The sequence below is a fragment of the Kocuria sp. APC 4018 genome (genome assembly GCF_030407675.1).
Lineage (GTDB): Bacteria > Actinomycetota > Actinomycetes > Actinomycetales > Micrococcaceae > Kocuria > Kocuria rhizophila.
Genome location: NZ_JASDCY010000041.1, coordinates 1 through 24,135 on the forward strand (window position 1 = coordinate 1; position 24,135 = coordinate 24,135).

22 protein-coding genes and 1 riboswitch are annotated in these 24,135 nt (G+C 67.7%); of the genes, 11 read left to right on the forward strand and 11 right to left on the reverse strand.

Going from position 1 to position 24,135, the window contains the following annotated elements; genetic code table 11:
• The first annotated feature begins 178 nt into the window (after positions 1 to 178).
• The 3 genes from QL985_RS08300 to QL985_RS08310 are packed head-to-tail and all read left to right on the forward strand — an operon-like array spanning position 179 to position 1,126.
• A complete protein-coding gene (locus QL985_RS08300; protein ID WP_290147714.1) occupies positions 179 to 334 on the forward strand; it encodes a type II toxin-antitoxin system RelE/ParE family toxin in 156 nt (51 codons plus the stop codon).
• Entirely contained in the window at positions 309 to 635 is a 327-nt protein-coding gene (locus QL985_RS08305; RefSeq protein WP_012397795.1) for a HigA family addiction module antitoxin, read from the forward strand. The genes QL985_RS08300 and QL985_RS08305 overlap by 26 nt, the downstream gene beginning before the upstream one ends.
• On the forward strand, positions 632 to 1,126 hold the full coding sequence (locus tag QL985_RS08310) for a GNAT family N-acetyltransferase (RefSeq protein WP_012397796.1): 495 nt from the start codon (positions 632 to 634) through the stop codon (positions 1,124 to 1,126). The genes QL985_RS08305 and QL985_RS08310 overlap by 4 nt, the downstream gene beginning before the upstream one ends.
• 619 nt (positions 1,127 to 1,745) lie before the next feature.
• On the opposite strand, the gene QL985_RS08315 is transcribed toward QL985_RS08310, so the two are convergent.
• The gene (locus tag QL985_RS08315) at positions 1,746 to 3,824 is read right to left on the reverse strand and encodes an AAA family ATPase (protein ID WP_082698308.1); all 2,079 of its coding nucleotides are present in this window, start codon (positions 3,822 to 3,824) and stop codon (positions 1,746 to 1,748) included.
• Positions 3,825 to 4,785: 961 nt separating this feature from the next.
• Here QL985_RS08315 and QL985_RS08320 point away from each other — a divergent pair.
• The 5 genes from QL985_RS08320 to QL985_RS08340 all read left to right on the forward strand — a co-directional run bounded on the left by QL985_RS08320 (position 4,786) and on the right by QL985_RS08340 (position 8,753).
• Positions 4,786 to 5,817 carry a DUF4143 domain-containing protein gene (locus tag QL985_RS08320; RefSeq protein ID WP_356765622.1) on the forward strand — a complete coding sequence of 344 codons (1,032 nt, stop codon included), beginning with the start codon at positions 4,786 to 4,788 and terminating at the stop codon, positions 5,815 to 5,817.
• Between the two features lie 148 nt (positions 5,818 to 5,965).
• On the forward strand, positions 5,966 to 6,244 hold the full coding sequence (locus tag QL985_RS08325) for a type II toxin-antitoxin system prevent-host-death family antitoxin (protein ID WP_121030168.1): 279 nt from the start codon (positions 5,966 to 5,968) through the stop codon (positions 6,242 to 6,244).
• A complete protein-coding gene (locus QL985_RS08330; protein WP_035965439.1) occupies positions 6,245 to 6,499 on the forward strand; it encodes a Txe/YoeB family addiction module toxin in 255 nt (84 codons plus the stop codon). It begins immediately after the preceding gene.
• 122 nt (positions 6,500 to 6,621) lie between these two features.
• Positions 6,622 to 7,158: a GNAT family protein gene (locus tag QL985_RS08335; protein ID WP_290147715.1), complete on the forward strand. Its 537-nt coding sequence runs from the start codon at positions 6,622 to 6,624 to the stop codon at positions 7,156 to 7,158.
• A gap of 164 nt (positions 7,159 to 7,322) precedes the next feature.
• A complete protein-coding gene (locus tag QL985_RS08340; RefSeq protein WP_290147716.1) occupies positions 7,323 to 8,753 on the forward strand; it encodes an anion permease in 1,431 nt (476 codons plus the stop codon).
• Between the two features lie 88 nt (positions 8,754 to 8,841).
• On the opposite strand, the gene QL985_RS08345 is transcribed toward QL985_RS08340, so the two are convergent.
• From QL985_RS08345 to QL985_RS08360, 4 genes are all read right to left on the reverse strand, one after another.
• The gene (locus QL985_RS08345; RefSeq protein ID WP_058955256.1) at positions 8,842 to 9,591 is read right to left on the reverse strand and encodes a succinate dehydrogenase/fumarate reductase iron-sulfur subunit; all 750 of its coding nucleotides are present in this window, start codon (positions 9,589 to 9,591) and stop codon (positions 8,842 to 8,844) included.
• A 13-nt stretch (positions 9,592 to 9,604) separates the two neighbouring features.
• Positions 9,605 to 11,593 (reverse strand): fumarate reductase/succinate dehydrogenase flavoprotein subunit, encoded by a 1,989-nt coding sequence (locus QL985_RS08350; protein ID WP_290147717.1) that lies wholly within the window; start codon positions 11,591 to 11,593, stop codon positions 9,605 to 9,607.
• A complete protein-coding gene (locus tag QL985_RS08355; RefSeq protein ID WP_290147718.1) occupies positions 11,593 to 12,315 on the reverse strand; it encodes a succinate dehydrogenase cytochrome b subunit in 723 nt (240 codons plus the stop codon). Before QL985_RS08355 ends, QL985_RS08350 begins: the two co-directional genes overlap by 1 nt.
• A 205-nt stretch (positions 12,316 to 12,520) precedes the next feature.
• On the reverse strand, positions 12,521 to 13,417 hold the full coding sequence (locus QL985_RS08360; RefSeq protein ID WP_102613234.1) for a hypothetical protein: 897 nt from the start codon (positions 13,415 to 13,417) through the stop codon (positions 12,521 to 12,523).
• 199 nt (positions 13,418 to 13,616) lie between these two features.
• A riboswitch (TPP riboswitch) is annotated at positions 13,617 to 13,728 on the forward strand.
• Positions 13,729 to 13,823: 95 nt separating this feature from the next.
• Here QL985_RS08360 and thiC point away from each other — a divergent pair.
• Together thiC and QL985_RS08370 are read left to right on the forward strand one after the other, a co-directional pair.
• The gene (gene thiC, locus QL985_RS08365; protein ID WP_223246063.1) at positions 13,824 to 15,578 is read left to right on the forward strand and encodes a phosphomethylpyrimidine synthase ThiC; all 1,755 of its coding nucleotides are present in this window, start codon (positions 13,824 to 13,826) and stop codon (positions 15,576 to 15,578) included.
• Positions 15,579 to 15,838: 260 nt separating this feature from the next.
• Positions 15,839 to 17,437 carry an L-lactate permease gene (locus tag QL985_RS08370; protein ID WP_019309550.1) on the forward strand — a complete coding sequence of 533 codons (1,599 nt, stop codon included), beginning with the start codon at positions 15,839 to 15,841 and terminating at the stop codon, positions 17,435 to 17,437.
• A gap of 223 nt (positions 17,438 to 17,660) precedes the next feature.
• On the opposite strand, the gene QL985_RS08375 is transcribed toward QL985_RS08370, so the two are convergent.
• From QL985_RS08375 to QL985_RS08395, 5 genes are all read right to left on the reverse strand, one after another.
• Positions 17,661 to 18,542, reverse strand: coding sequence for an alpha/beta hydrolase (locus tag QL985_RS08375; RefSeq protein ID WP_290147719.1), 882 nt, complete (start codon positions 18,540 to 18,542; stop codon positions 17,661 to 17,663).
• A gap of 100 nt (positions 18,543 to 18,642) precedes the next feature.
• Positions 18,643 to 19,422 carry an amidohydrolase family protein gene (locus QL985_RS08380; protein ID WP_102613231.1) on the reverse strand — a complete coding sequence of 260 codons (780 nt, stop codon included), beginning with the start codon at positions 19,420 to 19,422 and terminating at the stop codon, positions 18,643 to 18,645.
• Between the two features lie 128 nt (positions 19,423 to 19,550).
• On the reverse strand, positions 19,551 to 20,723 hold the full coding sequence (locus tag QL985_RS08385; RefSeq protein WP_183085945.1) for an MFS transporter: 1,173 nt from the start codon (positions 20,721 to 20,723) through the stop codon (positions 19,551 to 19,553).
• Positions 20,720 to 21,253, reverse strand: a complete 534-nt coding sequence (locus tag QL985_RS08390) for a DUF2087 domain-containing protein (protein ID WP_102613229.1) — start codon at positions 21,251 to 21,253, stop codon at positions 20,720 to 20,722. The genes QL985_RS08385 and QL985_RS08390 overlap by 4 nt, the downstream gene beginning before the upstream one ends.
• A 253-nt stretch (positions 21,254 to 21,506) precedes the next feature.
• Positions 21,507 to 22,175 carry a GAP family protein gene (locus QL985_RS08395; protein ID WP_019309544.1) on the reverse strand — a complete coding sequence of 223 codons (669 nt, stop codon included), beginning with the start codon at positions 22,173 to 22,175 and terminating at the stop codon, positions 21,507 to 21,509.
• A gap of 67 nt (positions 22,176 to 22,242) precedes the next feature.
• On the opposite strand from QL985_RS08395, the gene QL985_RS08400 reads away from it, so the two are divergent.
• Positions 22,243 to 22,842 (forward strand): TetR/AcrR family transcriptional regulator, encoded by a 600-nt coding sequence (locus QL985_RS08400; protein WP_019309543.1) that lies wholly within the window; start codon positions 22,243 to 22,245, stop codon positions 22,840 to 22,842.
• A gap of 120 nt (positions 22,843 to 22,962) precedes the next feature.
• Here QL985_RS08400 and QL985_RS08405 read toward each other — a convergent pair.
• Positions 22,963 to 24,135: glycerophosphodiester phosphodiesterase family protein (locus QL985_RS08405; RefSeq protein WP_290147721.1), on the reverse strand; the 1,173-nt coding region annotated here is incomplete at its 5' end.

Genomic DNA, 24,135 nt, shown 5'->3' on the forward strand with positions numbered 1-24,135 from the left:
GCGGGCATGGTGCACATCCTTCCAGGCCGCCCAGTGGGCAAGCCAGATCAGAGGTCACCTATCGGTGCGGCAGTCCCTTCCGTACGTGGCGGATTGTGCTGGAGTTCCGTTTAAACGTATAGCGTTATCGGCGGACGTCGTTATAGCCTGGTCGCATCTGGCATGAGCACAACGTGAAGTGCGTCGACCGAGTGGCCCACCGGGCAATCACTTGGAACGGCTCGGCGGCGACCGCCTAGGTCAACACAGTGTCCGTGTGAACAAGCAGTGGCGTATCTGTTTCGTCTGGAACGAACAAGGAGCTGAAAATGTCGAACTCGTCGACTATCACTGAGACAGAGAGTGACCTCATTGATCCGATCCACCCAGGGGAGATCCTGATGGAGGATTTCATCAAGGGCTTCGGAGCAACACCGAACAAGTTGGCTGTGTCTATCGGTGTGCCACTGCGCCGGATCAACGAGATCGTGCACGGGAAAAGAGGCATCACGGCAGACACCGCGATTCGCCTGGCGCGGTATTTCGGGACATCCGAGGAGCTCTGGATGAACTTGCAGTCGAACTATGAGCTGCGGATCGAGCGCAGGACTTTGCGTGACAAGGTCGCTGCGATCACGCCTCTGAAGGTCGCATGAGCAGCACCGAATGGATTGCTGCGCTCGACCGGCAGGTACCTGAGGACGTCGCGAGGTTGCTCGGCACGGTCCCCGAATGGTTCGCGCAGCCGGAGTCCAACGAGGAGTACATCGAAGCCGCTCGTTCCAAAGAGACATGGACAGTCCGTGACGCCGAGGGGATGGTTGTTGGCGTAACGCTGATCGATCGCCACTTTCCGCATGTCGCCGAAGTGCACCTGACCGTCGTTGACCGATCGGTCCATGGGGCCGGTGTCGGTACGGCAATGCTCAGGGCCGTCGAAGATGATGCTGTTCGCCGTGGGGTGCGGCTGTTGCAGGTGAAGACCCTGGGAGCCTCGCACCCGGATCTTGGATATGCGCGCACTCGTCACTTCTATGAACGGTGGGGCTTCCTTGCGCTAGAGGAGACTGCGCTCTGGGGCGAAGGTACCCCCTGTCTGATCATGGTGAAGCCGCTGCCTGAACCTCGCGCGACATGCACGTCCTGACAGTCTCTGCCGCGTAGAAGTCTTCGGGGGCTGCGGGCAGAAATGTGGTGCAATTTCTACCCAGAGGTTGCTCGGTACCGGAACTCGGTTGAATTTAGGTTCAACGTGTAGTCGAGGCCTTGTCGACGAACTGCCGCGGACGGTGATCGCTGTGTCCGAGACCAGGTGATTTGTACCGTGGTGGTGTGAATTGACCCGTGCTTCATGATATTGATCAGGTGGCCGCCCATGGGCATCATCCCGCTGCCAGTCCTTTCGACAAGTGCATCAGCGAAATCCTTAGAGTGAGTGCGTTCGAGTTGCGCAAGGTGGAGTTTCCGGCACTGTGCCGAATGATCATCGTCACGGCAAGATGGAGGATGTCGACTCGATTGCTGGGGGTTCGGCTAGCTAGTAGCCGATGGCGCAGAGATTCAGATTACTGCGGGCACTTGATCGCGATCACCCGGTAATTCATGCGGTTCGTGAAGGCTGGATGCGACGACGGCGGTATCGTGGCCGTGCGCGTCTGGTCGCTGGTCTATCCCGAAGGCTATTCGGTTATGGATGTGCTGAGCTTTCGAATCGCCGCCTAACATCTCGAAATGGGAGCCAAACAATGAAGTTTCTGGGTGTCGCATCAGTTGTATATCCTAGAGAATATGCCTTGGAGTTCCTGCACTACATCGTCAGCATCTTCGGCATGGAGTTCGCGTAGAGCTTCAAGATTTGTGGTTCTCTCACAGAACTCAATTGCCGTGGCGACCTTGTCTCTGCCCGCGTTCGTCCGGCAGTAGGTCTCGAGGTCGCCCCGGCGCAGAACGAATACATTCTCTTCGGCGAGAGACGAGATTACGGTGTCGCGTGCAGAAGAGATCTCCCTCGAGGACGGATTTGCGAGTTCGTTCAACTTGGCATCACCATTGCCAGCGTCGAAGAGCTCGCTCAGCGTCTCATCCAGGAGTCGGGCGGTGTTATCGCTAGGAGCGTCGCGCCAATTAGACAGGTGGGACTGCGCGGCAGACCACAGCTCTCTGTTATTTCGGCGACTGGTGATGCTTCGCACTGTCTTGCTATTAGGCTCGCTAGTATCAGAGATCATTTCGCTGATCAGTCCCATCAGCCTCGAGTGCGCGGATCGGGTCTCCGCATCTCGGGTCAGTTGCTCAAAGCCGCGCACGAGGGCATCCAAGTCGGTGATGACATGGATCGGGATCTTGAAGCTGGAGAAGAACTCCCTGTAGCGGTTGATGTTCCCCTTGCCGTCGATCTTGACGAACATGATGTTCTTGTCGATGTCGTCCCAGTCCTGATTGATCAGTCGCGCCAGATGTGGATAGGTGAAAGTGTCGCTGTCACCTTCGACCAGGACGACGCGCTGCGCAAAGAATGCGGCTTCGTTGTTCTCGTGTTGCACGATCTGGTAGGCGTCCCGATGACCGATCGTGAGGTCAACGGGGTGCGCGGTTACCCCATCATCGGTCTTCTGGAGCCGGGCGAAGCCCTCCGTCCCAGGGCGGAAGAACCCTGGAGAATGGGTCGTGACCAGCACCTGGTGCTCGTTCGAGAAGGTGCCCAGGGCCGCCATAAGCTGGCGCTGAGCACGGGGGTGCAGGTAGAGCTCCGGCTCTTCGAAGAGCAGGACATAAGAGGGGCGCGGGGATTCTGATCGCGTATCGTCGCTCAGGCCGGTGCTCCGAATGCTTGCGTACGCTCGGAGCAGGGCAAATAGGACAGTCCGTTTGAGGCCATCGCCCTTGCTGGAAATGGAGCCCTCGTGCCCGTCGTCGATGCGTAGCTCGGCACCGGATAGCAGCATGGATAGCGTCGGTGCGGGCACGTCCATGCGGAGTGAGACGCCGGGAAAGCTCGCGCGGACGAACTCTTCGATCGTCGATTCAATGCGTTGGACGGCCTCAAGTCGGGCGTCGACTTCCAAGCCGTCGTCATTCAGAGAACGGTTGAGTTTCTGATACACGGAGCGGAACTGATCGTTGATGTCGCTGAACTGGTCCGCTACTTCATCGAAGAGCAGTTCGAGAAGCTTGCTAAAGGCTGACGACCCGGTAGATTTCGCCTCCACGGAGGCATCCTTCACGGCTTCGATGTAGATCACGGACGGGAGGAGCGGCTTGACGGACTGTGCGATGCCCGTGGGGTATGCGGTGGGTCTCTCTTCTAGTTCCTCGGGTGGAAGCTGCTCGACCAGTTTAGTCCACGCGTCTTTGACCTGCTGCTGAGACGGCGCTGGGGGTAGTGCGTCTTCCATCGGGGGCAGTAATTCGACGGCCGCTTGACGGAGCTGAGCACCCTTCTTTCCTTTGATGGTCGAAGCCAGTGATTCTTGGCTCCATGACGGGTCTCTCGGGCCAGGCTTCAAGTACCTAGATTCGGCTTTCCCGTCGATTTCCTGCGTGCGAACGATCGTGAGCACACCGTCCTTGAGCATTTCGCGTACCCGGTCTCGATGCGTCTCGTTCACCCTTCGAAGATCTTCCTCGTCGATCCCCTCGATGCTTAGTTCGACGCTCGCCGGAAGTTCTGGGTTCCGGAAATCCTCGGCGCTGAGCTTCCTGTCTTCTAGGACGTACTGGATCGCATGGAGCACGGACGACTTCCCTGCGTTATTCTCGCCAATGAGGCACCCGAGCTGGGGTAAGGGGAGCTCGGTGTTACTATGGGCGCGAAAATTCTTGATTCTGACATGGGTGAGGCGCACGGGAAGCTCCTAGTTTCGGGTCTGCTGGCGGTATCGAAAAGATGTGCGTCCGGCTCGCGTCTTCAGCCGCATCATCAATGACAGGGAGTAATCCAGCCTACCAAGCGAGGGGGGCGACGATCAGGCACCGACGCCTCGCACGCCATTCGACCGGCGGGGGCGAACAACTGGCCGATGGGGCCTAGGGGTAGTCACCGATCGGGGACGAAGGAATGGGCCTCTAAACTGCACGATGGGTGGTGTCTAAGCAACTGGGGCCTACCCCCGTGTCCACGAACCGGGGGTAGGCCCCAGTGTCTACTGGCGTACCTGCGGTCAACTTTCGTCCAGAGTGGGTGTGCGAGGCAGTTTCATGGACGGCGCACTCTGAACTCCTGGCAGATCGCTGGGTCCAGAGGTTATTCGGCTGCGGAACGCGGTGGAGTTCAGGTTCAACGTGTGAGCTGAACTGTCTTTGGAGCGTAAACGACTTCCGTTCCAGCGTGAGGACTGTCCCCCGCTGGAGCGTTGCGGGGCTTGCCCCATCCTTGGCCGGGCGAGTGATGTTGGAGCAGCGGAGCCTGGGTCTGAATTGCTCGAACGACGGATGTGTGAGCCTCGCACCCGGCGGGCCAGGGCGCGATGTCCGTTAAGGCGGCCAGTTCAGTGCCAACCTGGCGGCGTTCTGTTGAGTTCAGGCCATGCGTTTTGTCTAGTTCGACACCTGCTAATGGTATAATTAAGCCGCGTCGTACACCCGTCGCGTCGTGGACCTCGAGCTGGATGATCTCTTTGCCAGGTGGCGGCCCTCGCGCTGGACGGCCCCAAGGCCATAGGCAAGACCACGACGGCGGAACAACGGGCGGCTGGGCTGGTGAAGCTGGACTCTAAAGCCGTTCGCGAGCCTGTCGCAGCGGATCCGCAGATCATTCTCCGCCGCCCGCGTCCGCTCCTCGTCGATTAGTGGCAGAAGGTACCGGAGGTGTGGGACGTTGTTCGCCGTGCTGTGGATGAGGACGCCGCAGGCGGACAGTTTCTTCTGACCGGCAGCGCGAGTCCGCAGGACGGGACCGTGCAGCACTCGGGAGCCGGTCGGATCGGCCGCCTGCGCATGCGTCCCATGACGCTCGCGGAGCGTGGTCTGGTTACACCGACCGTGAGCCTTGCTGCTGTTCTGGCCGGACGTGATGCCATCCAGGGTGAGTCCACAATGGGGCTGCCCGAATACGTGGAGGAAATCGTCGCCTCGGGTTTTCCGGGGATGCGCGGCTTGAGCTCCCGCGCCCGGAGCTTTCAGCTCGACTCCTACCTGCGCAATGCTGTGGAGCGCGACGTGCCAGAGCAGGGCCTGGCGGTCCGTCGCCCGGGGGCCATGATGGCCTGGCTGCGAGCGTATGCTTCCGCCACTTCGACGACGGCGAGCTACTCCCAGATTCTCGATGCGGCGACCCCTGGTCACAGCGACAAGCCGGCACGGGCGACCACCGAGTCCTACCGCCAGGTGCTCGCCTCGTTGTGGCTTCTCGACCCTGTGCCGGCCTGGACCCCGACCGGCAGTCCGATGACTCGCCTCGGGCAGGCTCCGAAGCACCACCTGGCCGATCCTGCTCTGGCAGCTCGCCTCCTCGGCCTGGGCGCCGACGCACTGCTGGGCGGCAAAGGGGAGCCACTTCGTCCCCAGGCGGGTTCCATGCTGGGAATGCTTTTTGAGTCGCTGGCTACACTGTGCGTTCGTGTCGCCGCGCAGGCAGCGGAGGCCGACATTGCACACCTGCGGACGCGCAACGGCGACCACGAGGTGGACCTCGTGGTCGTGCGGGCCGACGGCGGAGTCGTCGGCATTGAGGTAAAACTCGCGGCAGCTGTTAGTGACTCCGACGGCAAGCACCTGCGCTGGTTGCGCGACCAGCTGGGATCACGTTTTGTGGATGGTCTGATCATCACGACAGGTCCAACTGCTTATCGGCGGAGGGACGGTATCGCCGTGGTGCCCCTGGCCCTGTTTGGCCCCTGAGGAACGAAGCAGCCTGAGCCGAATTGTCTGAGGGCGTCGGCAACGTCCCCAGTGAAGGAAGCCCATGCCTGATCGTCGTCATGCGGACCACGCCAGGATGTGGACTGGTACCATAAACTGGTACCAGTCGACGTAGGGAAGGTACTCCATGTCCATCAGCGCAAGCGAGGCCCGCAAGACTCTCTTCCCGCTCATCGAGCGCGTGAACGAGGACCAAGAAGCCATCGAGATCGTCTCTCGGAAGGGCAACGCGGTGCTCATGCCCGCCGACGAGTACGCGGCGTGGCAGGAGACCGCCTACCTGTTCCGGTCGCCGTCGAACGCCCGCAGGCTTCTCGACGCCTACGATCGTGCCCGTGTCGGGAAGACCCAGGTCCACGAGCTCGACCGTTCCGACGAGTCGGTCAGCCAGGCTCGGGACGTCTGAATGCGGCTGGTCTGGGACGAGGCCGCCTGGGAGGACTACACGTACTGGCAGACCGCCGACCGGAGAATCCTCAAGCGGATCAACCTGCTCATCGATGCCTGCCTGCGCGAGCCGTTCGAGGGCATCGGCAAGCCGGAGCAGTTGAAGTACGGGGCGCGGGGCTCGTGGTCGCGGCGCATCAACGAAGAGCACCGGCTCGTCTACCTCGTGACTGGTGAGGATCTCGTGATCTTGCAGGCTCGATACCACTACTGAGCCGGGCTGAACGGTCGTTGTTCGGATCGACTGTGCCAGGTGACTTTACTGCCGTCGTCCAAGGAGCATCTCTGGGAAGCCCGCGAGGCTTGTCCGACCATTGACTGGTGAGGAATGTTGCCGTGCCCGATGAAGCCCTGTTCCTTCGCAGATTGCGACAGGCGGACGCCCCTGCTGTTCACCAGGCTTTCGCCTCCAACCCCGATATGGCCCGTCAAGGCGTGGTCACTTCGGTCGAGGAAGCGTCGGCGTACGTCGCCCGCCTTGTGAGCACAGACTCTTCCCATGAACCGTGGGCCATCGTGGACTCGGATGCACTGATCGGCCTCGTCTGCGTCACGGTGGACGAGGACAACAGGAACGGCTGGTTCTGGTACTGGATGACCGACCGGGCGCGCGGCAGGGGAGTCATGAGCCGTGCCGCGGCCGCGATCGCCGAGTGGGCCCTCGCGGAGCGCAGACTGGAGCGCCTCGAACTCGGCCACCGCGTCAACAACCCGGCCTCCGGCGTCGTCGCGAGAAGAGCTGGTTTCGTCAAGGAAGGCACCCAGCGCCAGAAATTCCTGGTGGACGGAGAACGTCTCGACGTCGACACCTACGGGCGGTTGAAAACCGACCCGCATCCGGCCTTTGACCCCCTGCCTATGGTCACCCGATGAATGGTGACGTGAATCACCAGACCGGTCGCCTCCACATGACCGGGGAGCCGTATTTTCGCTGGCCACGGGCCTAAAATTGAGGGGAGAAGAGTCTCATACCGGAGCGACACTCGGAGGCAGAAATGTCCGGCCATCAGGTTGATTCCACCCACGAATCCAGAACCATGAGTCGGGGTACCGTCTCCATGCTCTGGAAGTTCGGGCTCATGCTCCTCGTGGGGGCGGTGATCTTCTTCATCCCCGCGCCGGAGGGCGTGGACCCCCGCGGCATGCACATGCTCGGCATCTTCGTCGCAACCATCCTGGGGCTTATCCTGCAGCCCCTGCCCACCCCGTCGGTGGCGCTCATCGGTCTGGCCACGGCCATGATCACCGGCGCCATGGATGTCAAGAGCGGGGAGGCACTGAGCGGCTTCTCCAACTCTGCCGTGCTGCTCATCGTCGCGGCGTTCTTCATCGCGGACGGATTCCTGCTCACCGGGCTGGGCCGCCGGATCGCCCTGATGTTTCTGTCCGTGCTGGGCAAGTCGCCCCTGGGCATCGCCTACGGCATGGCCGTCACGGACCTTCTGCTCGCACCGGCAACGCCGTCCAACACGGCCCGCGCCGGCGGCGTGATCTACCCGATCGTCCGCTCCGTCGCGGAGGTACAGGGCTCCACCCCGGACACCGACGAGTCCCGCAGGAAGCTCGGCTCCTACCTCACGTTCACCGCCGCCCACGTCAACGTGATCACCAGCGCCATGTTCATCACCGCCATGGCCGGCAACCCGCTGGCCGTGGCCTCCGCCGAGAAGCTCGGCGTTCACATCTCCTGGGGCCAGTGGGCCCTGGCCGCGCTGATCCCCGGCCTCGTGAGCCTGGCGGTGGTCCCGTGGCTGCTCATGAAGGTCTACCCGCCCACGCTCAAGAGCACGCCGGAAGCACCCACCATGGCCCGCAGCGAGCTGCAGAAGATGGGGTCCATGACTCGCGGTGAGATCATCATGGCGGCCACGTTCGTGCTGCTCCTGCTGCTGTGGGTCTTCGGCACGGCCATCGGTGTCAACGCCACCACGGCGGCCTTTGTCGGCATCGCGGTGCTGCTGGTGACCAAGGTGCTCACCTGGAACGACATGGCCAAGAACGGCTCCGCCTGGAACACCCTGATCTTCTTCGCGGTCCTGGTGGGCATGGCGGAGAACCTGAACAACCTGGGCGTCATCACCTGGATCGGCTCGGTGGTCTCCGGCGCTGTCGGCGGCATGCCCTGGGCTGTTGCCTTTGCCATCCTGGCGCTCGTCTACTTCTACGCGCACTACATGTTCGCCTCCAACACCGCGCAGATCGTCGCCATGTACGGCGTGTTCCTGGGCGCGGCCATCACCGCCGGCGCGCCGCCGATGTTCGCGGCCCTCGCCCTCGGCTACATCGGCAACCTCTTCGGCGCCATCAGCCACTACGCCTCGGGCCCGTCCGGGGTGGTCTACGGCTCCGGGTACGTCAAGGTCTCCGAGTGGTTCAAGGTCGCCTTCATCATGTCCGTGGCCATCATCATCATCTGGACCGTGGTGGGCAGCGGCTGGATGTGGATCCTCGGCGACCTCGCCATGTAGTCCGCCCCGCAAACCCGCCCAGCACGACGACGCTCGGTGCCCTCCCAGGGGCACCGAGCGTCGTCGTCTGTTGGGGAAAGCGGCCGGGTCAGTCGTCCTTGTTTCGCAGCACCTGCCGCAGCTTCTCCCGGTTGAGCCCCGCGATCGCGGTGATCGGGATGCCCGCGGGGCACACCTCCGCGCACTCGCCGTAGACCGAGCACGGGCCGAACTCCTCCTCGGCGGCGCGCGTGATGCCCTTGGCCCGGCGGCTGCGCTCCTTCTGGCTGGAGGGCAGCGTGGCCAGGTGCATGGTCTTGGATCCGGCGAACAGCTGGGCGGAGCCGTTGGGGCACGCCGCCACGCACGCACCGCAGCCGATGCACGCGGCCAGGTCCAGGGCCCACTCCGCGGATTCGTGGGTCACGGGAATGGCGTCCGCGTCCGGGGCGGTGCCCACGGAGGTGGACACGAAACCACCGGCCTCGATCACCCGGTCCAGCGCGCTGCGGTCCACTGCGAGGTCCTTGACCACGGGGAACGCGCCGCTGCGGAACGGTTCGAGCTGCACGGTGGCGCCGTCCTCGAAGGAGCGCAGGTGCTGCCGGCAGGACGGCGTCTTCTCCTGGGGGCCGTGGGGCCTGCCGTCCACGGTGACGCCGCACGCACCGCAGATGCCCTCGCGGCAGTCCGAGTCGAACGCCACAGGGTCCTCGCCGCGGGCCACGAGGTCGTCGTTGAGCTTGTCGAGCGCCTCGAGCAGCGAGAACTCGGGCCCCACGTCCTCCAGCGGGTACTCCTCGAAGTGCCCGCCCTCGGCGCCGGACTCCTGCCGCCAGACTTTCAGCGTGAGTTTCATGAGGATGGTCCTCTCATCGGTAGTCGCGGGTCTCGGGCGGGACGCTCGGGAACTCCAGGTGCTCCTGGTGCCGCACGTAGCGCGGACCGGGCGCAGCGGCGCGGCCGGACACGGTACGTTCCCACGCCGAGGCGAAGAGCCAGTGGGCGTCGTCGCGCTGGGCCTCGCCGCCCTCGGTCTGGTGCTCGTCCCGGAAGTGCGCCCCGCAGGACTCGTCCCGGTCCAGCGCGTCCAGGCACATGAGCTCGGCCATGTCCAGGTAGTCGGCCACCCGGCCGGCCCGTTCGAGCTCCTGGTTGAAGCCGTCCGGGCGGCCCTGGACGCGCAGGTCCGTCCAGAACTCCTCGCGCAGCGCGCGGATGCCCTCCAGGCCCTCGGCGAGGCCCTCAGCGGAGCGCGTGACCCCGCACTTCGCGTAGAGCAGGTCGCCCAGGCGGCGGTGGAAGCGCTCCGGGCCCTGGGTGCCGCCGATGTCGATCAGCGCCTGCACGCCCGCCTCGGCCTCGGCCACCGCGGCCCGCACGACGTCGTCGTCCACCGACAGCTTCTCCTGGCCCAGCAGCGGGGCCAGGTAGTTCGGCACCGAGTAGGGGAGCGTGAACCAGCCGTCCACGCACGCCGAGAGCAGCGAGTTGGCGCCCAGGCGGTTGGCCCCGTGGTAGCCCCAGCCGGCCTCGCCGCCCACGAACAGGCCGGGGACCGACGTCATCATGTCGTAGTCGCTCCACAGTCCGCCCATGGCGAAGTGCGCGCCGGGTGCAATGCGCATGGGCTGCTCGTACGGGTCCTCGCCGGTGGCGTCCGAGTACATCTCGAAGAGGTTGCCGTAGCGCTCGGCAATCACCTTCTTTCCGAGCCGCTCGATCGCGTCCCGGAAGTCCAGGTACACGGAGTTCTTCAGGGGCCCGACGCCGCGGCCCGCGTCGATCTCGGTGCGCGCCGCCCGGCTGGCGACGTCGCGGGGCGTGAGGTTGCCGTAGGCCGGGTACCGGCGTTCCAGGTAGTAGTCGCGCTCGTCCTCGGGGATGTCTTTGGGCGCGCGCTCGTCCCCGGGCTGCACGGGCACCCAGATGCGGCCGTCGTTGCGCAGGGACTCGCTCATCAGCGTGGTCTTGGACTGCCACTCGCTGGAGACGGGAAGTGCCGTGGGGTGGAACTGGATGAAGCACGGGTTGGCGAACAGCGCCCCGCGCCGGTGGGCCCGGAACGCGGCCGTCACGTTCGAGTTCTTGGCCAGCGTGGAGCGGTAGTACACGTTGCCGTAGCCGCCGGTGGCCAGCACCACGGCGTCGCCGGTGACCGCGGAGATCTTTCCCGTGATGAGATCGCGCACCACGATGCCCTGGGCGCGGCCGTCCGCGACGATCAGGTCCAGCATCTCCGTGCGGGTGTGCAGGTTCACCTGCCCCGTGGAGACCTGCCGCAGCAGTGCCTGGGCGGCGGCCACCTGCAGCTGCTGGCCGGTCTGCCCCCGGGTGTAGTACGTGCGGGAGACCTGCACGCCACCGAACGAGCGGGTGGCCAGCTGGCCGCCGTACTCGCGGGCGAACGGGGCGCCGATCGCGTTCATGTGGTCGATCACCCGCACGCTCTCCTCGGCCAGGCGCCAGGCATCCGCCTCGCGGCCCCGGAAGTCACCGCCCTTGACGGTGTCCTTCACGAACCGGGCCACGGAGTCGTTGTCCACCTTGCGGGCGCGGGCCGCGTTGATGCCGCCCTGGGCCGCCACCGAGTGCGCTCGCCGCGGGGCGTCGTGGAACGTGAAGGACTCCACGTTGTACCCGAGCTCCCCGAGGGCCGCGGCGGCGCCCGCCCCCGCGAGACCGGTGCCCACCACGATGACCGTGAACTTGCGGCGGTTCAGCGGGGAGACCAGGCGGTAGTGCAGCCGCCGGTCCGCCCAGATCTGGGACGCGGGGACCTCCGCCTGCAGCCCTGGCAGGTCCGAACCCACCGTGCGGAGCTCGTCGAGCAGGGCCTGGGCCTGCGTGGATGCCGTCATCACTGAATCACTCCCAGCAGAACCATGAGGGGGATGGTCACGTTGCCCACGCAGATGGCGATCGCCACCAGCCCGGCCACCCAGGCGGCGACCTGGCGCAGCCGCCTGCCCGTGGCACCGAGGTCGTTGGCGGCGGTCCACGTGCCGTGGGCCACGTGGGCGGTGAGCACCAGCATCGTGAGCATGTAGAACGCCGCGACCACGGGGCGCTGGAAGCTGGCGACGAGGTTGGCGTACGCCGAGCCGGCCTCGAACGAGCCGGTGGCGGCCGGTGGCGCCCCCAGGGTGAGGTCGAGGATGTGGAAGATCACGAACAGCAGGATGACGATGCCGGTGCCCAGCATGTAGCGCGCCATCAGTGCGTCCGGACGCCGGAGGCCCTTGCGGGGGAACGCCCCACGGGCGCGGCGGGCGCGGGTCCACAGCAGCAGGCCGCACCCGAGGTGCAGCGCCAGGCTGACCAGCAGGACCACCCGCAGGATCCACAGCATGCCCGAGTAGGGCAGCAGCGGCATGGCGATCTCGCGCAGCCAGTGCGCGTAGTGGTCGAATTCTTCCTGCCCGCGGTAGATGTGCAGGTTGCCGTACATGTGGACGAACACGAATCCCACAAAAATGAGTCCGGTGACGGCCATCGTGGTTTTCGCCGCGAAGTTCGACACCGGCAGGCGTCTGCCCGGTGTGGAAGATGTCCGGTGGTCTCGGTGCACAGTTGCCGTCATGATCGCCCCTCGTCAGTGCCTGAACCGCAGTCTTTGAAGTCGTCAGGTACGTGTTTCACGCTACTCCTGGGAGCTGCGAAAGACGGCGAATGGGGCGGGCGGGTCAGCGTATTTCCCGCGTAATTGTCGACGCGTCAATGGTCAGTGCACTGCGCCTGTTTATCAGCAGTCTGAGCAATTCTCGGGATCGTTTTCGGTCGTCGATTCAGTCGCACTGGAGAAGCTGAACCGCTTCAGGGGACAGGGCCCACACGTCGAGGTATGGAACCACCACGTGACCGTCCACCTGCTCGTGCAGCCAGCGGGAGAGCGTGCGCAGCCCAGTGCTGTCACCGGGCGGCAGCTGCACCATGCGGCGGCCCAGGTTGTCGTGGACGAGAAGCGTGCGACCGCTCGCAGCCAGGGCCCGGATCAGGCGCTCGTCGTCGGCGCGGTCACCCAGGGTGCGCGGTGAGTCGTACTCGAACCACAGGACGTCGCAGCGGGAGTCGATGGCGTCCCAGTGGTGCACCAACACGTGGATGTCGAAGCCGTCGATGTCGCTCTTCCACACCACCAGGTCCTCGGGGGCGGGCATGGCCAGCAGCGATGCGGGGGAGACCCAGTCCTCGACGGCGTGCCCGCCGGCGCCCTCCTCCGGCTGGAACCCGCCCGTGGAGCCGGCGCGGCTGAAGGACACCCGCGTGCCCACCGGTCCCACGAACCCCTCCACCACGGTGGCGCGCTCGGCGTGCGCAGCCAGGTTGCGGGCCAGGTAGCCGAGGAACATTGGATCACCTTCGACGCTGATCACCGAGCTCCGTGGGTCCGAAGCGAGGACGGCGGCCGCGGTGTCTCCCACGTTCGCCCCCACGTCGATGACCGCGACGTGCCGGTTCCCGGCCGCGAGCCGGGCGAGCAGGTCGATGGCGTACGCGTCGTACGTGGGATCCCGGCGCTGGTAGTAGGGGAGATTGTGCTCCGGTGGCAGCACGATCTCCACGCCACCGATGGTGTGACGCTGCTCCTGACGGCGCCAGGTCCGCCAGTGCACCCGCACCGGGTTGGTGGCGTGCCCGATCATGCGCCCGATGAAGCGCTTCTTGCGGACGGTCAGGGCCATGGGGGACAAGCCTTTGGTCAGGGGGATGCTGAGGCACGGGCAGGACGGCGCGATCAGGACCGCACGACCCGCCTCGCGCGCCACGATACTGCCACGGGCGTGGCGGCGCCGTGGACGGGCCGCGATCACGGCGGCAAGAGGCCAGCCAAGGGAATGCTGCGGGGTCGCCCTCTCACCGCCGGATGTGTGCTAGACATGTGACCGTCCACACGGGAGCCCCAGACGCGGGGGCTGAGATCGGGCCAGTGCTGCCCGGGACCGTCGAACCTGAACCGGCTCGTACCGGCGTAGGAAGTGAGGAACGGCCTTGCCTTCGCACACCCCCAGCACATCTGCCCCCGAGACCTCTGCGACGTCCGAGACCTCCACGGAGAACGGCCTACAGGACGCCCCCGGGGACAAGACCATCCAGCAGACCGAGCAGCACGAGTCCCACCGCCTGGCGTGGCTGGAGGACACGGAGCACGGCATCCAGGTGCCCGTCACGGAGATCCACCAGCTGGACGCCCCGGACGGCACACCCAACCACCCGCTGCAGGTGTACCGCACGATGGGCCCGGGCAGCGTCCCGGAGGAGGGGCTGGAGCCCTGGCGGGCGCCGTGGATCGAGGAGCGGGACGACACCGAGGTCTACGAGGCCCGCGGCCTCAAGCTCGAGGACGACGGCCGCAGCGCCGTGCGCCGCGGTGTACCGTCCCAGCAGTGGCGGGGGAGGAAGCCGGAGCCCCGGCGGGCCCGGCCCGGCAGGTGCGTGACCCAGATGCACTACGCGCGCCGCGGCGTCGTGACCCCGGAGATGCGTTTCGTGGCGCTGCGGGAGCAGTGCGACGTGGAACTGGTGCGCCAGGAGGTGGCCGCCGGGCGCGCGGTGATCCCGCTGAACGTGAACCACCCGGAGTCCGAGCCCATGGTCATCGGGCGGAAGTTCCTGGTGAAGGTGAACGCGAACATCGGCAACTCGGCGGTGACCAGCTCCATCAGCGAGGAGGTGGCCAAGCTGGAGTGGGCCGCCAAGTGGGGCGCGGACACGCTCATGGACCTCTCCACGGGCAACGACATCCACACCACGCGCGAGTGGATCCTGCGCAACTCCCCGATACCCATCGGCACCGTGCCCATCTACCAGGCGCTCGAGAAGGTGGACGGGGACGCCAACGCGCTCACGTGGGAGATCTACCGGGACACCGTGATCGAGCAGTGCGAGCAGGGCGTGGACTACATGACGGTCCACGCGGGCGTGCTGCTGCGCTACGTGCCGCTGACCGCCGAGCGCGTCACCGGGATCGTCTCGCGCGGCGGGTCGATCATGGCCGGCTGGTGCCTGGCGCACCACCGGGAGAACTTCCTCTACACGCACTTCGACGAGCTGTGCGAGATCTTCGCGCAGTACGACGTCGCGTTCTCCCTGGGCGACGGCCTGCGCCCCGGCTCCATCGCGGACGCCAACGACGCCGCCCAGTTCGCCGAGCTGGACACCCTCGCCGAGCTGACCAAGCGCGCGTGGGAGCACGACGTGCAGGTGATGGTGGAGGGTCCCGGCCACATCCCGCTGCACAAGATCCGCGAGAACGTGGAGCGCCAGCAGGAGCTGTGCGACGGCGCCCCGTTCTACACCCTGGGCCCGCTCGCCACGGACATCGCTCCCGGCTACGACCACATCACTTCCGCGATCGGTGCCACGGAGATCGCTCGCTACGGCACCGCGATGCTGTGCTACGTGACCCCCAAGGAGCACCTGGGCCTGCCCAACCGAGACGACGTCAAGACCGGCGTGATCACCTACAAGATCGCCGCCCACGCCGCGGACATCGCCAAGGGCCACCCGGGCGCCACGGAACGCGACGACGCGCTGTCCAAGGCACGCTTCGAGTTCCGCTGGCGGGACCAGTTCGGGCTGGGGCTGGACCCGGTGACCGCGCAGGAGTACCACGACGAGACCCTGCCCGCCGAGCCCGCCAAGACCGCCCACTTCTGCTCGATGTGCGGGCCCAAGTTCTGCTCCATGCGCATCTCCCAGGACATCCGGGACACCTACGGCAGCGCGGAGAACCAGGCCGCGATCGCCGGGATGCAGCGCAAGAGCCAGGAGTTCCTCGCCGCCGGGGGACAGGTGTACCTCCCGGAACCCACGGTCCGGGGCGAGGAGCCCGTGCGTCCCTGATCTCACCGGCGGGTGTATTGCCTCACACTTGGCGATTTTCTCGGGGTGGCCAGGCATCAAACGGCCCCCGCAGGACTAGCGTTGAGCCCGTGATCAAGGCGTTGTGGTAGGGCGCCGTGGACGGTGGGGCAGGAGTCTGCGCGGCTCCCGATCCACCCCGCGGCGCGCCTGCCCGACCGTGAGCGACCGGGGGTGCCCAGCGGCGTCGTCGGCGGCCTGGGTCTCAACCCGCCCACTCGCCGGACGTCGTGGAGGACGCCATGTGGACCCAATCGCTCGACACCCTGGGCAGCCTGCCCCTGACCGCCCTGGTGGCCGCCATTCCCATTGTCGTGTTCCTCGCGTGCATGATGCTCTTCAAGCTCACGGGCCTGAAGTCGGGTGTCATCGCCCTGGTGGTGCAGGTGCTTGTGGCGCTGTTCGTGTTCCACATGCCCGTGACCGCCGTGGCGGGGGCCGGTCTGCTGGGCCTGCTCACCGCGCTGTGGCCCATCGCGTACATCATCGTGATGGCCGTGTGGCTGTACCGGCTGAGCGTGCGCTCGGGGCGTTTCGACATCATCCGCTCCTCGATCGCGGGGGTGTCCGCTGACCAGCGGATCCAGGTGCTGCTCATCGCCTTCGCGTTCGGCGCGTTCCTGGAGGGCGTGGCCGGGTTCGGCGTGCCCATTGCGATCTGCGCCGCGCTGCTCGTGCAGCTGGGCTTCCCGCCCGTCCGCGCCGCGGTGCTGTGCCTCGTGGCCAACGTGGCGGCGGGTGCCTACGGAGCGATCGGTGTCCCCGTGCTCGTGGGCGCCCAGGTCACCGGCATGGAGGTGCAGGACCTCTCCCGGGCCATGGTGATCCTGCTGCAGCCGCTCACGTTCCTGGTGCCGTTCCTGCTGGTGTGGATGGTGGACGGCCTGCGCGGCCTGCGCGAGACCTGGCTCCCGGCGCTCGTGTCCTCCGCGGTGTTCTGCCTGGTGCAGGGCGGACTGCTGTGGTTCATGGGCCCCGAGCTCGCGGACCTCGCCGCCGGTCTGCTGGCCATGGTGTCCCTGTTCGCGCTGTGCCACGTGTGGTCCCCGCGCCGGGTGTCCCGCGCGCCTGAGGCCCCCGAGACCGCGGAGGCCAGCCACCCCCTCGGAGAGGTGGTGCGCGCCTGGAGCCCGTTCTACATCCTCACCGGCGTGATCCTCGTGTGGTCCATTCCCGCCGTGCAGCACCTGTTCACCAAGGGTGCCCTCGGGTTCACCACCCTCAAGGTGCCCATGCCCGGACTGACCGGCCACGTGACCACCGCCGCGGGCACCGTGGTGAACGCCACCTGGACCTTCTCCATCCTGGGCGCCACCGGCACCGCCATCCTGATCGCGGTTCTCATCACCTTCTTCACCACCCCGCAGCTGCACGTGAAGGAGCTCGTGGAGGAGCTGCGCGGCGCGCTCAAGGCGCTGGGCCCGGCCATCGTGCTGATCGCCGTGATCCTCATGCTCGCGAACATCGCCAACTACTCCGGCGGCTCCACCGCCATGGGCACCGCGCTCGCCGCTGCCGGGCCGATCTTCCCGCTGTTCGCGCCCATCATCGGCTGGATCGGGGTGTTCCTCACCGGCTCCGTGGTCAACAACAACACGCTGTTCGCGCCGCTGCAGGTGGCCACCGCGGAGGGCATCGGGGCCAGCCCGGCCCTGCTGGTGGGCACCAACACGGCCGGCGGCACCACTGCCAAGGTGATCTCCCCGCAGTCCATCGCGATCGCGGCGGGTGCCGTGGGCCTCAACGGCCGCGAGGCGGAGATCATGCGCGGTTCGCTCATGTACAGCCTGGGCATGCTTGCGGTGATGTGCGTGTGGACGTTCGGGCTCACCATGGTCTGAGCCACCCACACGCCACACCGGCCTCGCGGCGCCCACCCTGTTGCAGGGTGGGCGCCGCGCGCCATACTGGCTCCGCACACCTCGAGCCACGCTGGCTCATGTGCAGAAGGAGCCGGACGTGCTGCGCCCGGGGGACGACGACGCCGCACCGCCGGTCCCGCACCTGCGTCCCCTCGCGGAGACGGATGCCTCCGCGCCCACCGGGTGACCCGGTGTCACCGCCTCACGAACGAGGCGCGGTGAGCCAGTCCAGGAGCTCGGGCCACACGGCCTCGCCCACTGCGCGGCGGAGCAGGCCGTGGTGGCCGATCCGCGCGACCCCCAGCTGCTCGGGAGCGTACGTGCGGTGCTCCACGGTCGCGGACGTGAGCCGTGCGGTCAGCGCCGTCATCTGCGCCGGGCTCGCCCAGGAGTCATCCGAGGCGCCCAGGGCCAGGACGTGTTGCGTCACCGACGCGGCCCGGGCCGGGGCGTCCATGGACGGGTCGTCGAAGAAGTAGCCCCGGTGGCGAGCCCACGTGCCCCACTCGATCATGGCTGCCGCGGGAATGTCCTCGCCGATCCCGAGCTTCCTACCGGGCATGTACCCCAGAGTTCGGCTGATCGCGGGACCCACCACGTGGAGCATCGCAGCCACGCGCAGCTTCTCCTTCGCGGGGGTCACCGTGCGGGTGTCCGCCACGTGGGAGGACACGATGGCGAACCTGTCGAGCGCCTCGAGGCCCTGTCCCAGCACCATGGCGTGCCCACCGATGCTGTGGCCCACCGCCGTCACCGGCAGGTCCGGGAACCGGGCACGCGCCCAGGCGGCGACCGCGGGCACGTCACCGCCCATCCAATCCCGCATGCGCAGGTGCCTGTGCTCACGGGGATCGCCCGAGCGCCCGGTGCCGCGGTAGTCGTAGGTCACGGCGGCGAGTCCGCGCCCCACCACGTACTCGGCGAACGCCCTGTAGAACCGTTCCGGGGTCGCGGTGGCCGGGTGCACCACGACGACGCCGCTAGGTTCCTTCGCGGGCAGCCACACCGTGCCGACCACGGTCTCGGATCCCACGGGGACGGACAGGCTCTCGATGCGCACGGGGGTGCTCTGGGCGTCTCGCATGAAAGTTACTTTAGGGTACGAAGCATGCGCCGCCACGGGCTCCAGCACCGGTCGTAGCCCTGTGACGGGAGCGGTCGGCGCGCAGCGCTGGTGCCTGGACCTACTCCGCCCGGTGGCCACCGGTGCCCGAGCCCAGGTAGAACCGGGCCGCGTTGGCCCAGAACACGTTCTCCACGTGCTCCGCAGGAACAGCCCCCTCGATCACCCGAAGATCCTCGTCCCGGAACGGCCGCTCCGCCCGGGTGGAGGGCAGATCCGTGCCGACCATGAGCGCGGTGGGGTCCACGTCCACGATCGCGCGCACCACCGCGGCGGGATCCAGGTGGGCACGGCCGAAGCCGGTGGCCTTGACCTTCACGCTGCGCTCCACGAGCCGCAGCAGCGCGGGCAGCCCGTCCTCGTGCATCCCCAGGTGGTCGATGCTCGCCGCGGGCAGCGCGGCAATGCGCCGTGAGAGCGTCTCGTCGATGCTGCGCGCGTCGATGTAGAACTCCGCGTGCCAGCCGGCCAGCTCGTGAACGCGCCGGGCCAGCCGTTCGAGGTCGTCCAGGTCAGCAGACCCGCCGCGGGCCACGTTGAACCGCACCGCCCGCACTCCCGCGCGGTCGAGATCGAGGATCCGGGCGTCGTCGGCGTCCGCGGGGAGCTGGGTGACGCCCACGAACCCGGGGCCGAGCGCGCGCAGCGCCTCGATCAGGTACCCCTGGTCGAAGCCCTGGAACGCCCCCGAGACCACCGCCCCGCCCGCGATCCCGAGACCGCTGACGCGCCGCCGGTAGTCCGCCACGGTGAACGGCTCGGGCAGGTACCCGCGGTTCTCCACCAGGGGATGGGCAGGGTCGATGATGTGCAGGTGCGAGTCGAACACGCGCTGTTCCATGGGCTCCCTCTCTCGTGCCGTGGTGCGCTTGAGTCGGCCGGAACGACGCCGCCCGCTGGCCTCGCGCACGATTCGTGCGGTCTCGTGCGAGCTCCGTCCCGGCCACCGTTCCATGGGCCGTGCGGTGCTCACCGCACCGGTCGAGGCCACGCACCCCTGAGCACCCGCACCGCGGCGCCGGAGAGCGCGAGCGCCCCGGAGAGTCCGAGGGCCAGGACGCCGTGCTCGACACCGAACGCGCCACCTGCCGCGTACCCGGTGACCAGGCAGAGTGTCACGATCCAACGGTACGCGGCCCAGCACCGTGCCTGCTCCGTGACCGGGACGGCGTCCAGGATGGTGCGGGACACGGCCGCGTTGAAGGCCCCGTTGGCGGCACCGCCCGCCAGGAACAGGGGCACGCCCCACGGCGCACCGGGCAGGAACACGGCGAGCGCGAGGAACACGGCACCCATGGTGGCGGCGCCGGTGACGAGCAGCGGCGTCGTCGTGCCGGGTGCGCGGCCCGCGAGCTGCCCACCGAGAACGACTCCGAGCCCCCACAGTCCCCACGCGAGACCTACCGCCGCGGCGGTCCACCCCGCGGGGCCGGTGAGGGCGAACACCCCGGCCACCCCTTCGAGCGATGTGGCGAACACGGTCCATCTCAGCAGCACCAGTCCGGCGATCCCGAACGCCCCGGGGGCCGCGAGGCGTCGGAAGCCGAGCCACACGCCGCGTTCGCGGGAAGTGTCCAGGGGGACGGGGGTGCGGCCGGTGACGCCGAGGGCGACGGCGGCCAGGGCCAGGAACGTGGCGGCGTTGACCAGCAGCAGTGGCGCGATCCCGCCGACCCCGAACGCCACACCCCCGAGTGCCGCACCGAGGGCCTGGGACAGCCCGTTGACGGTGGCCAGGTGCCCGCCCGTGCGCTGGTGGTCCCGGCTGTGCACCGCGATGAGCTTGTTCGCCACGGGTCCGGTGAGAGCCGCGACCGAACTGGCCGCCGCAACGCATCCCACGACCACGACATCCTGCCGGGCCACGGCCATGAGGCCGAACAGTCCCGCCTGGACCACCAGGGAGGCGGGCCACCACCACCAGCGCAGTGAGCGGTCCGCAAGCACGCCGCCGAACAGTCCCAGGGCGAGGGACGGAATGGCCTGCGCCAGCAGGATCGCGGAGAGCAGCTGCGGGGAACCCGCCTGGGCGGCGCGCAGGGAGAAGGCGACCGCGGCGACGTCGTCCCCGCACGAGGACAGCAGCAGGCCCGCCAGCAGCACCGTGAGTCGGAGGCCGTGGCGTGTGGGCGCGCCCGTCACGCGCGGCGGTCCCCCAGGTGCGTGGGCAGCCACAGGGCCTCCCACGCGGGGGCCTCCTGCTGCATGTTGGCCGTGCGCTCGGGCACCTCCTCCGGGAGCCAGTAGCGCCCGGCGTCACGCTGCAGGTAGCCGTACTCCACGAGTTCGCGGCGCCAGAACGCCCAGTCCTCGACCACGGGGCGGAGGACGTCGTTCACCTCGGGTTCCGTGTACGTGTGCCCCGCGGAGAACAGCGAGAGCAGGTGCAGCAGCACGTGCACGCGGGCCTTGCGGCGGGCCGGGACGGAGACCACCCGGCCGTCGTGGAGGAACCGGCCGAGGGCCCTGCGGTGCTCGGCCTCGGCACGCTGCCACTGCTCGGATGCTGCGTCCGGAACCGACGGCGCGGAGCTGGGAGGCAGCGCGGGGCTGGGAGGTGGGGCGGCGGCGTCGTTCTTTCGCAGGAGGTCGGCGCGGGCCGCGGTGTAGGGCTGACCGGTGGCGCGCATGCGGGCGCGGACCAGTTGTTTGAAGTCGCTGTGGTGAGTCATCTCGTACCTGGACCGGGCCATGCACCCCCAGCGTGATCGCCCGGCGGGACGAGGACGGACAGCAGTTCGAGGAACCGAGGATCTTCTCCCCTTCGCCGGGGCGCCGGAGCTGGGGTCCGTGCGCGGGCTGGGCGTCGGTTCACGCCGTCTGCCCGAGAGTATGCCACATCACACCGTGGAACCCGGGCCGGTGTGCCTGGAGACCTGCCGCCCAACCCGTGGTCAGGAGAAAGAGCGCATCACGCCTGAGCGTTCACCTGCCGAGATCGAGTTCCGCGAATCCCGTGGCCGCCATCCAGAACCCCACGAGCCCGGCAACCCACAGGAGCGTGATCTTTGCTTCCCTTTCGAGGACGGGGACGAGTTTCTCCAGGCGGGGCCAGATCCGATCGCCCAGGATGAGGGCGCAGACGAGCAGGATCACGGCTGGCAGCACCATCACCAGGCAGTACCCCGCGAGCAGGGCAAGACGTGAGGGCCAGCCGATGGGCATTGCCGTGATGATTCCGTTCGCGGCGAGGTACGGCACCATCGTGGCCGCTTCCGTGAGCGCGGCTCCGCCGCCCAGGGCGATCATGGCTCCGGGGTTCAGGGAACGCGGGGTCTGGCGGCGTGTCTCCCGCGTGGTCGGATTGGGCGCCAGGATCCCGAACGCGAGCAGGCCCACGCCCGCAATCAGCTTGAACCACTGGGCGGGTTCGCTGTCCCAGACTCTGCCGGCCACGCCGGAGACCAGATCGAAGCCCAGGGCGATGGCCACGCCGAGCGCGAAGTAGATCAGCACCACGGTGGCGAAGTAGATCACCAGGGGCACCACGTCCACGCGCCGCCGGGAGAGCACCAGGACGATGGGGATCACCAGCGTCCCCAGGCTCATGCTGTCCAGCAGGGCCAGTCCGGTCAGAGCCAGGAGATCACCCATGCGCGACCCTCCCGTACGATCGTATGAACTACCCTGACCATACACTTGTACGAGAGGTGGTGGGAAGATGCCGGAGCAGCAGACGTCGGGTGACGGTGCGCCGAGTCGCCAGCGCATTGCGGAGGCGGCGATCACGGTGATCGCCCACCGCGGATTCGACGTGGTGAGTGTGCGCAGCGTGGCACAGGAGTCCGGGCTGTCCGCGGGGACCGTGCAGTACCACTACAGAACCCGCAAGGACCTCCTGGTCGCGGCCCTGGAGCGTTCCGTGGAGCGGCAGACGCAGCGCGTCATGGCCGCTCGCGGTCAACCGGGTCACCGCGCGTCACTCACGCGCACCCTGCGCGAGCTGCTGCCGGGGGAGGGGGTGCGCGATGAGGACGCGGCCGTCTGGGTCAGCTTTGGCGCCGCGGCCTCCACGCGGGACTGGCTGGCCGAGCTGTACTGGCACGAGATGCGCACGTTCCAAGCGCTCGTGCGCCAGGCGCTGACCCGGGCGCAGGAGGACGGCGTGCTCCGCGACGGGTTGAGCCCGGAGACCGCCGCGCCTCTGGTCACGGCCCTGGTGAACGGGCTGACGCTGGACTGCCTCAACGCGCCGGATCCCGTGCGTCGCGGCGTCGAGGGCGCTCTGGAACGTGGGCTCTCGCTGCTCCTCTCGGACTGAGGCGGGTCGGACGCGGGCGGAGTCACGCCGGGCAATGCCACCGGGTTCGAACCGTTCGCGGGGCGGCCGGGGCGAGACCGCTCGCGCCTCGGCGCCATCCCGGGGAGGACGGGCCAGGGCTCAGCGTGCGAACGTGTCCTGCAGGACGCCCCGGGGTGACCACAGGGCCACGGAGTCACCCACGTGGTCCGGGAGATCAGCGTCCGGCTGCTGGTCGGTGGTGTCCGAGCTGTGCGTGCCCGGTCCCGTGTGGAGGTGCAGCTGCTGGCCCGGCGCCAGCACACACCCCCGGCCCACGGTCATGCTGTGGCCCCGGGAGGCCCGGATGCTGTAGCCGGAGGCGTCCACCGGGTGCGGCGAGGTGTTGTGGAGGACCACGTGCCCGCGGGTGCAGTGGCGCGGTTGCTGGTCCGGGTCCTGGCCGGTCGCGCCCACCACGCGCAGACCCTCGTTGTCGGGGAACGGTTCGGATCCCTGCACGTGGCGGGCCAGCTGCACAGGGAAGTCCCCGGTGATCCGGTCCACCCCGAGTGCCACCATCCGGTCGTAGGCGTCCGGGGAGTCCACGGTGTACACGCCCACGCTGAGGCCCGCGGCCTTGACCCGTTGCACGGCCGCGGCGTCCAGCGGTCGGTACTCGATGCCCACCGCGTGCGCGTAGCCGGCGATCTCGCCCAGCTCCGCGGCTGCGGGCACCTCGTCCGCCAGCTGCTGCAGGGGGATCTCCGGGGCCAGCGCCGCGAACGCCCGGTTGGAGGCGGCGTCGTAGCCCAGGACCTCCACCCGACCGTCTCGTACCAGTGGCTGCCACTCGGGCTTGCGCTGCAGCGCGTCGGCCAGGACCTGCTCGATGCCCGGCGAGTTCTCGGGCGACTTGACCTCGATAAATACGCCGATCCGGTCCCCGGCGACCGCGGCGGCGTCGTCCAGGTGCGGGATCCTCTCGCCGTGGAACGAGGCGGAGAAGTGCGAGCCCACCTCGAGGCGCTGCAGCTCCGCCCACGTGAAGGAGGTGATCGGGTCGCGCTCGCGGCCAGGGAAGACCTTGGCCGCGTCGGTCGTGCGGGCAGGGGTGTCGTCGTGGAACGCGAACGGCACTCCGTCCGCGGAGAGCTGGACGTCCAGTTCGAAGAAGTCCGCGCGGGAAGAACGGGCCTGCCGGAATGCGCACACGGTGTTCTCGGGGGCGGTGCCGGCCGCGCCGCGGTGGCCGACCAGCAGGGGAGTGTGCATGGGCTGGGCCGGGCGGGGCACGGTGGGATCCGGGACGGTCAACGGGGCGGCAGGGCAGGC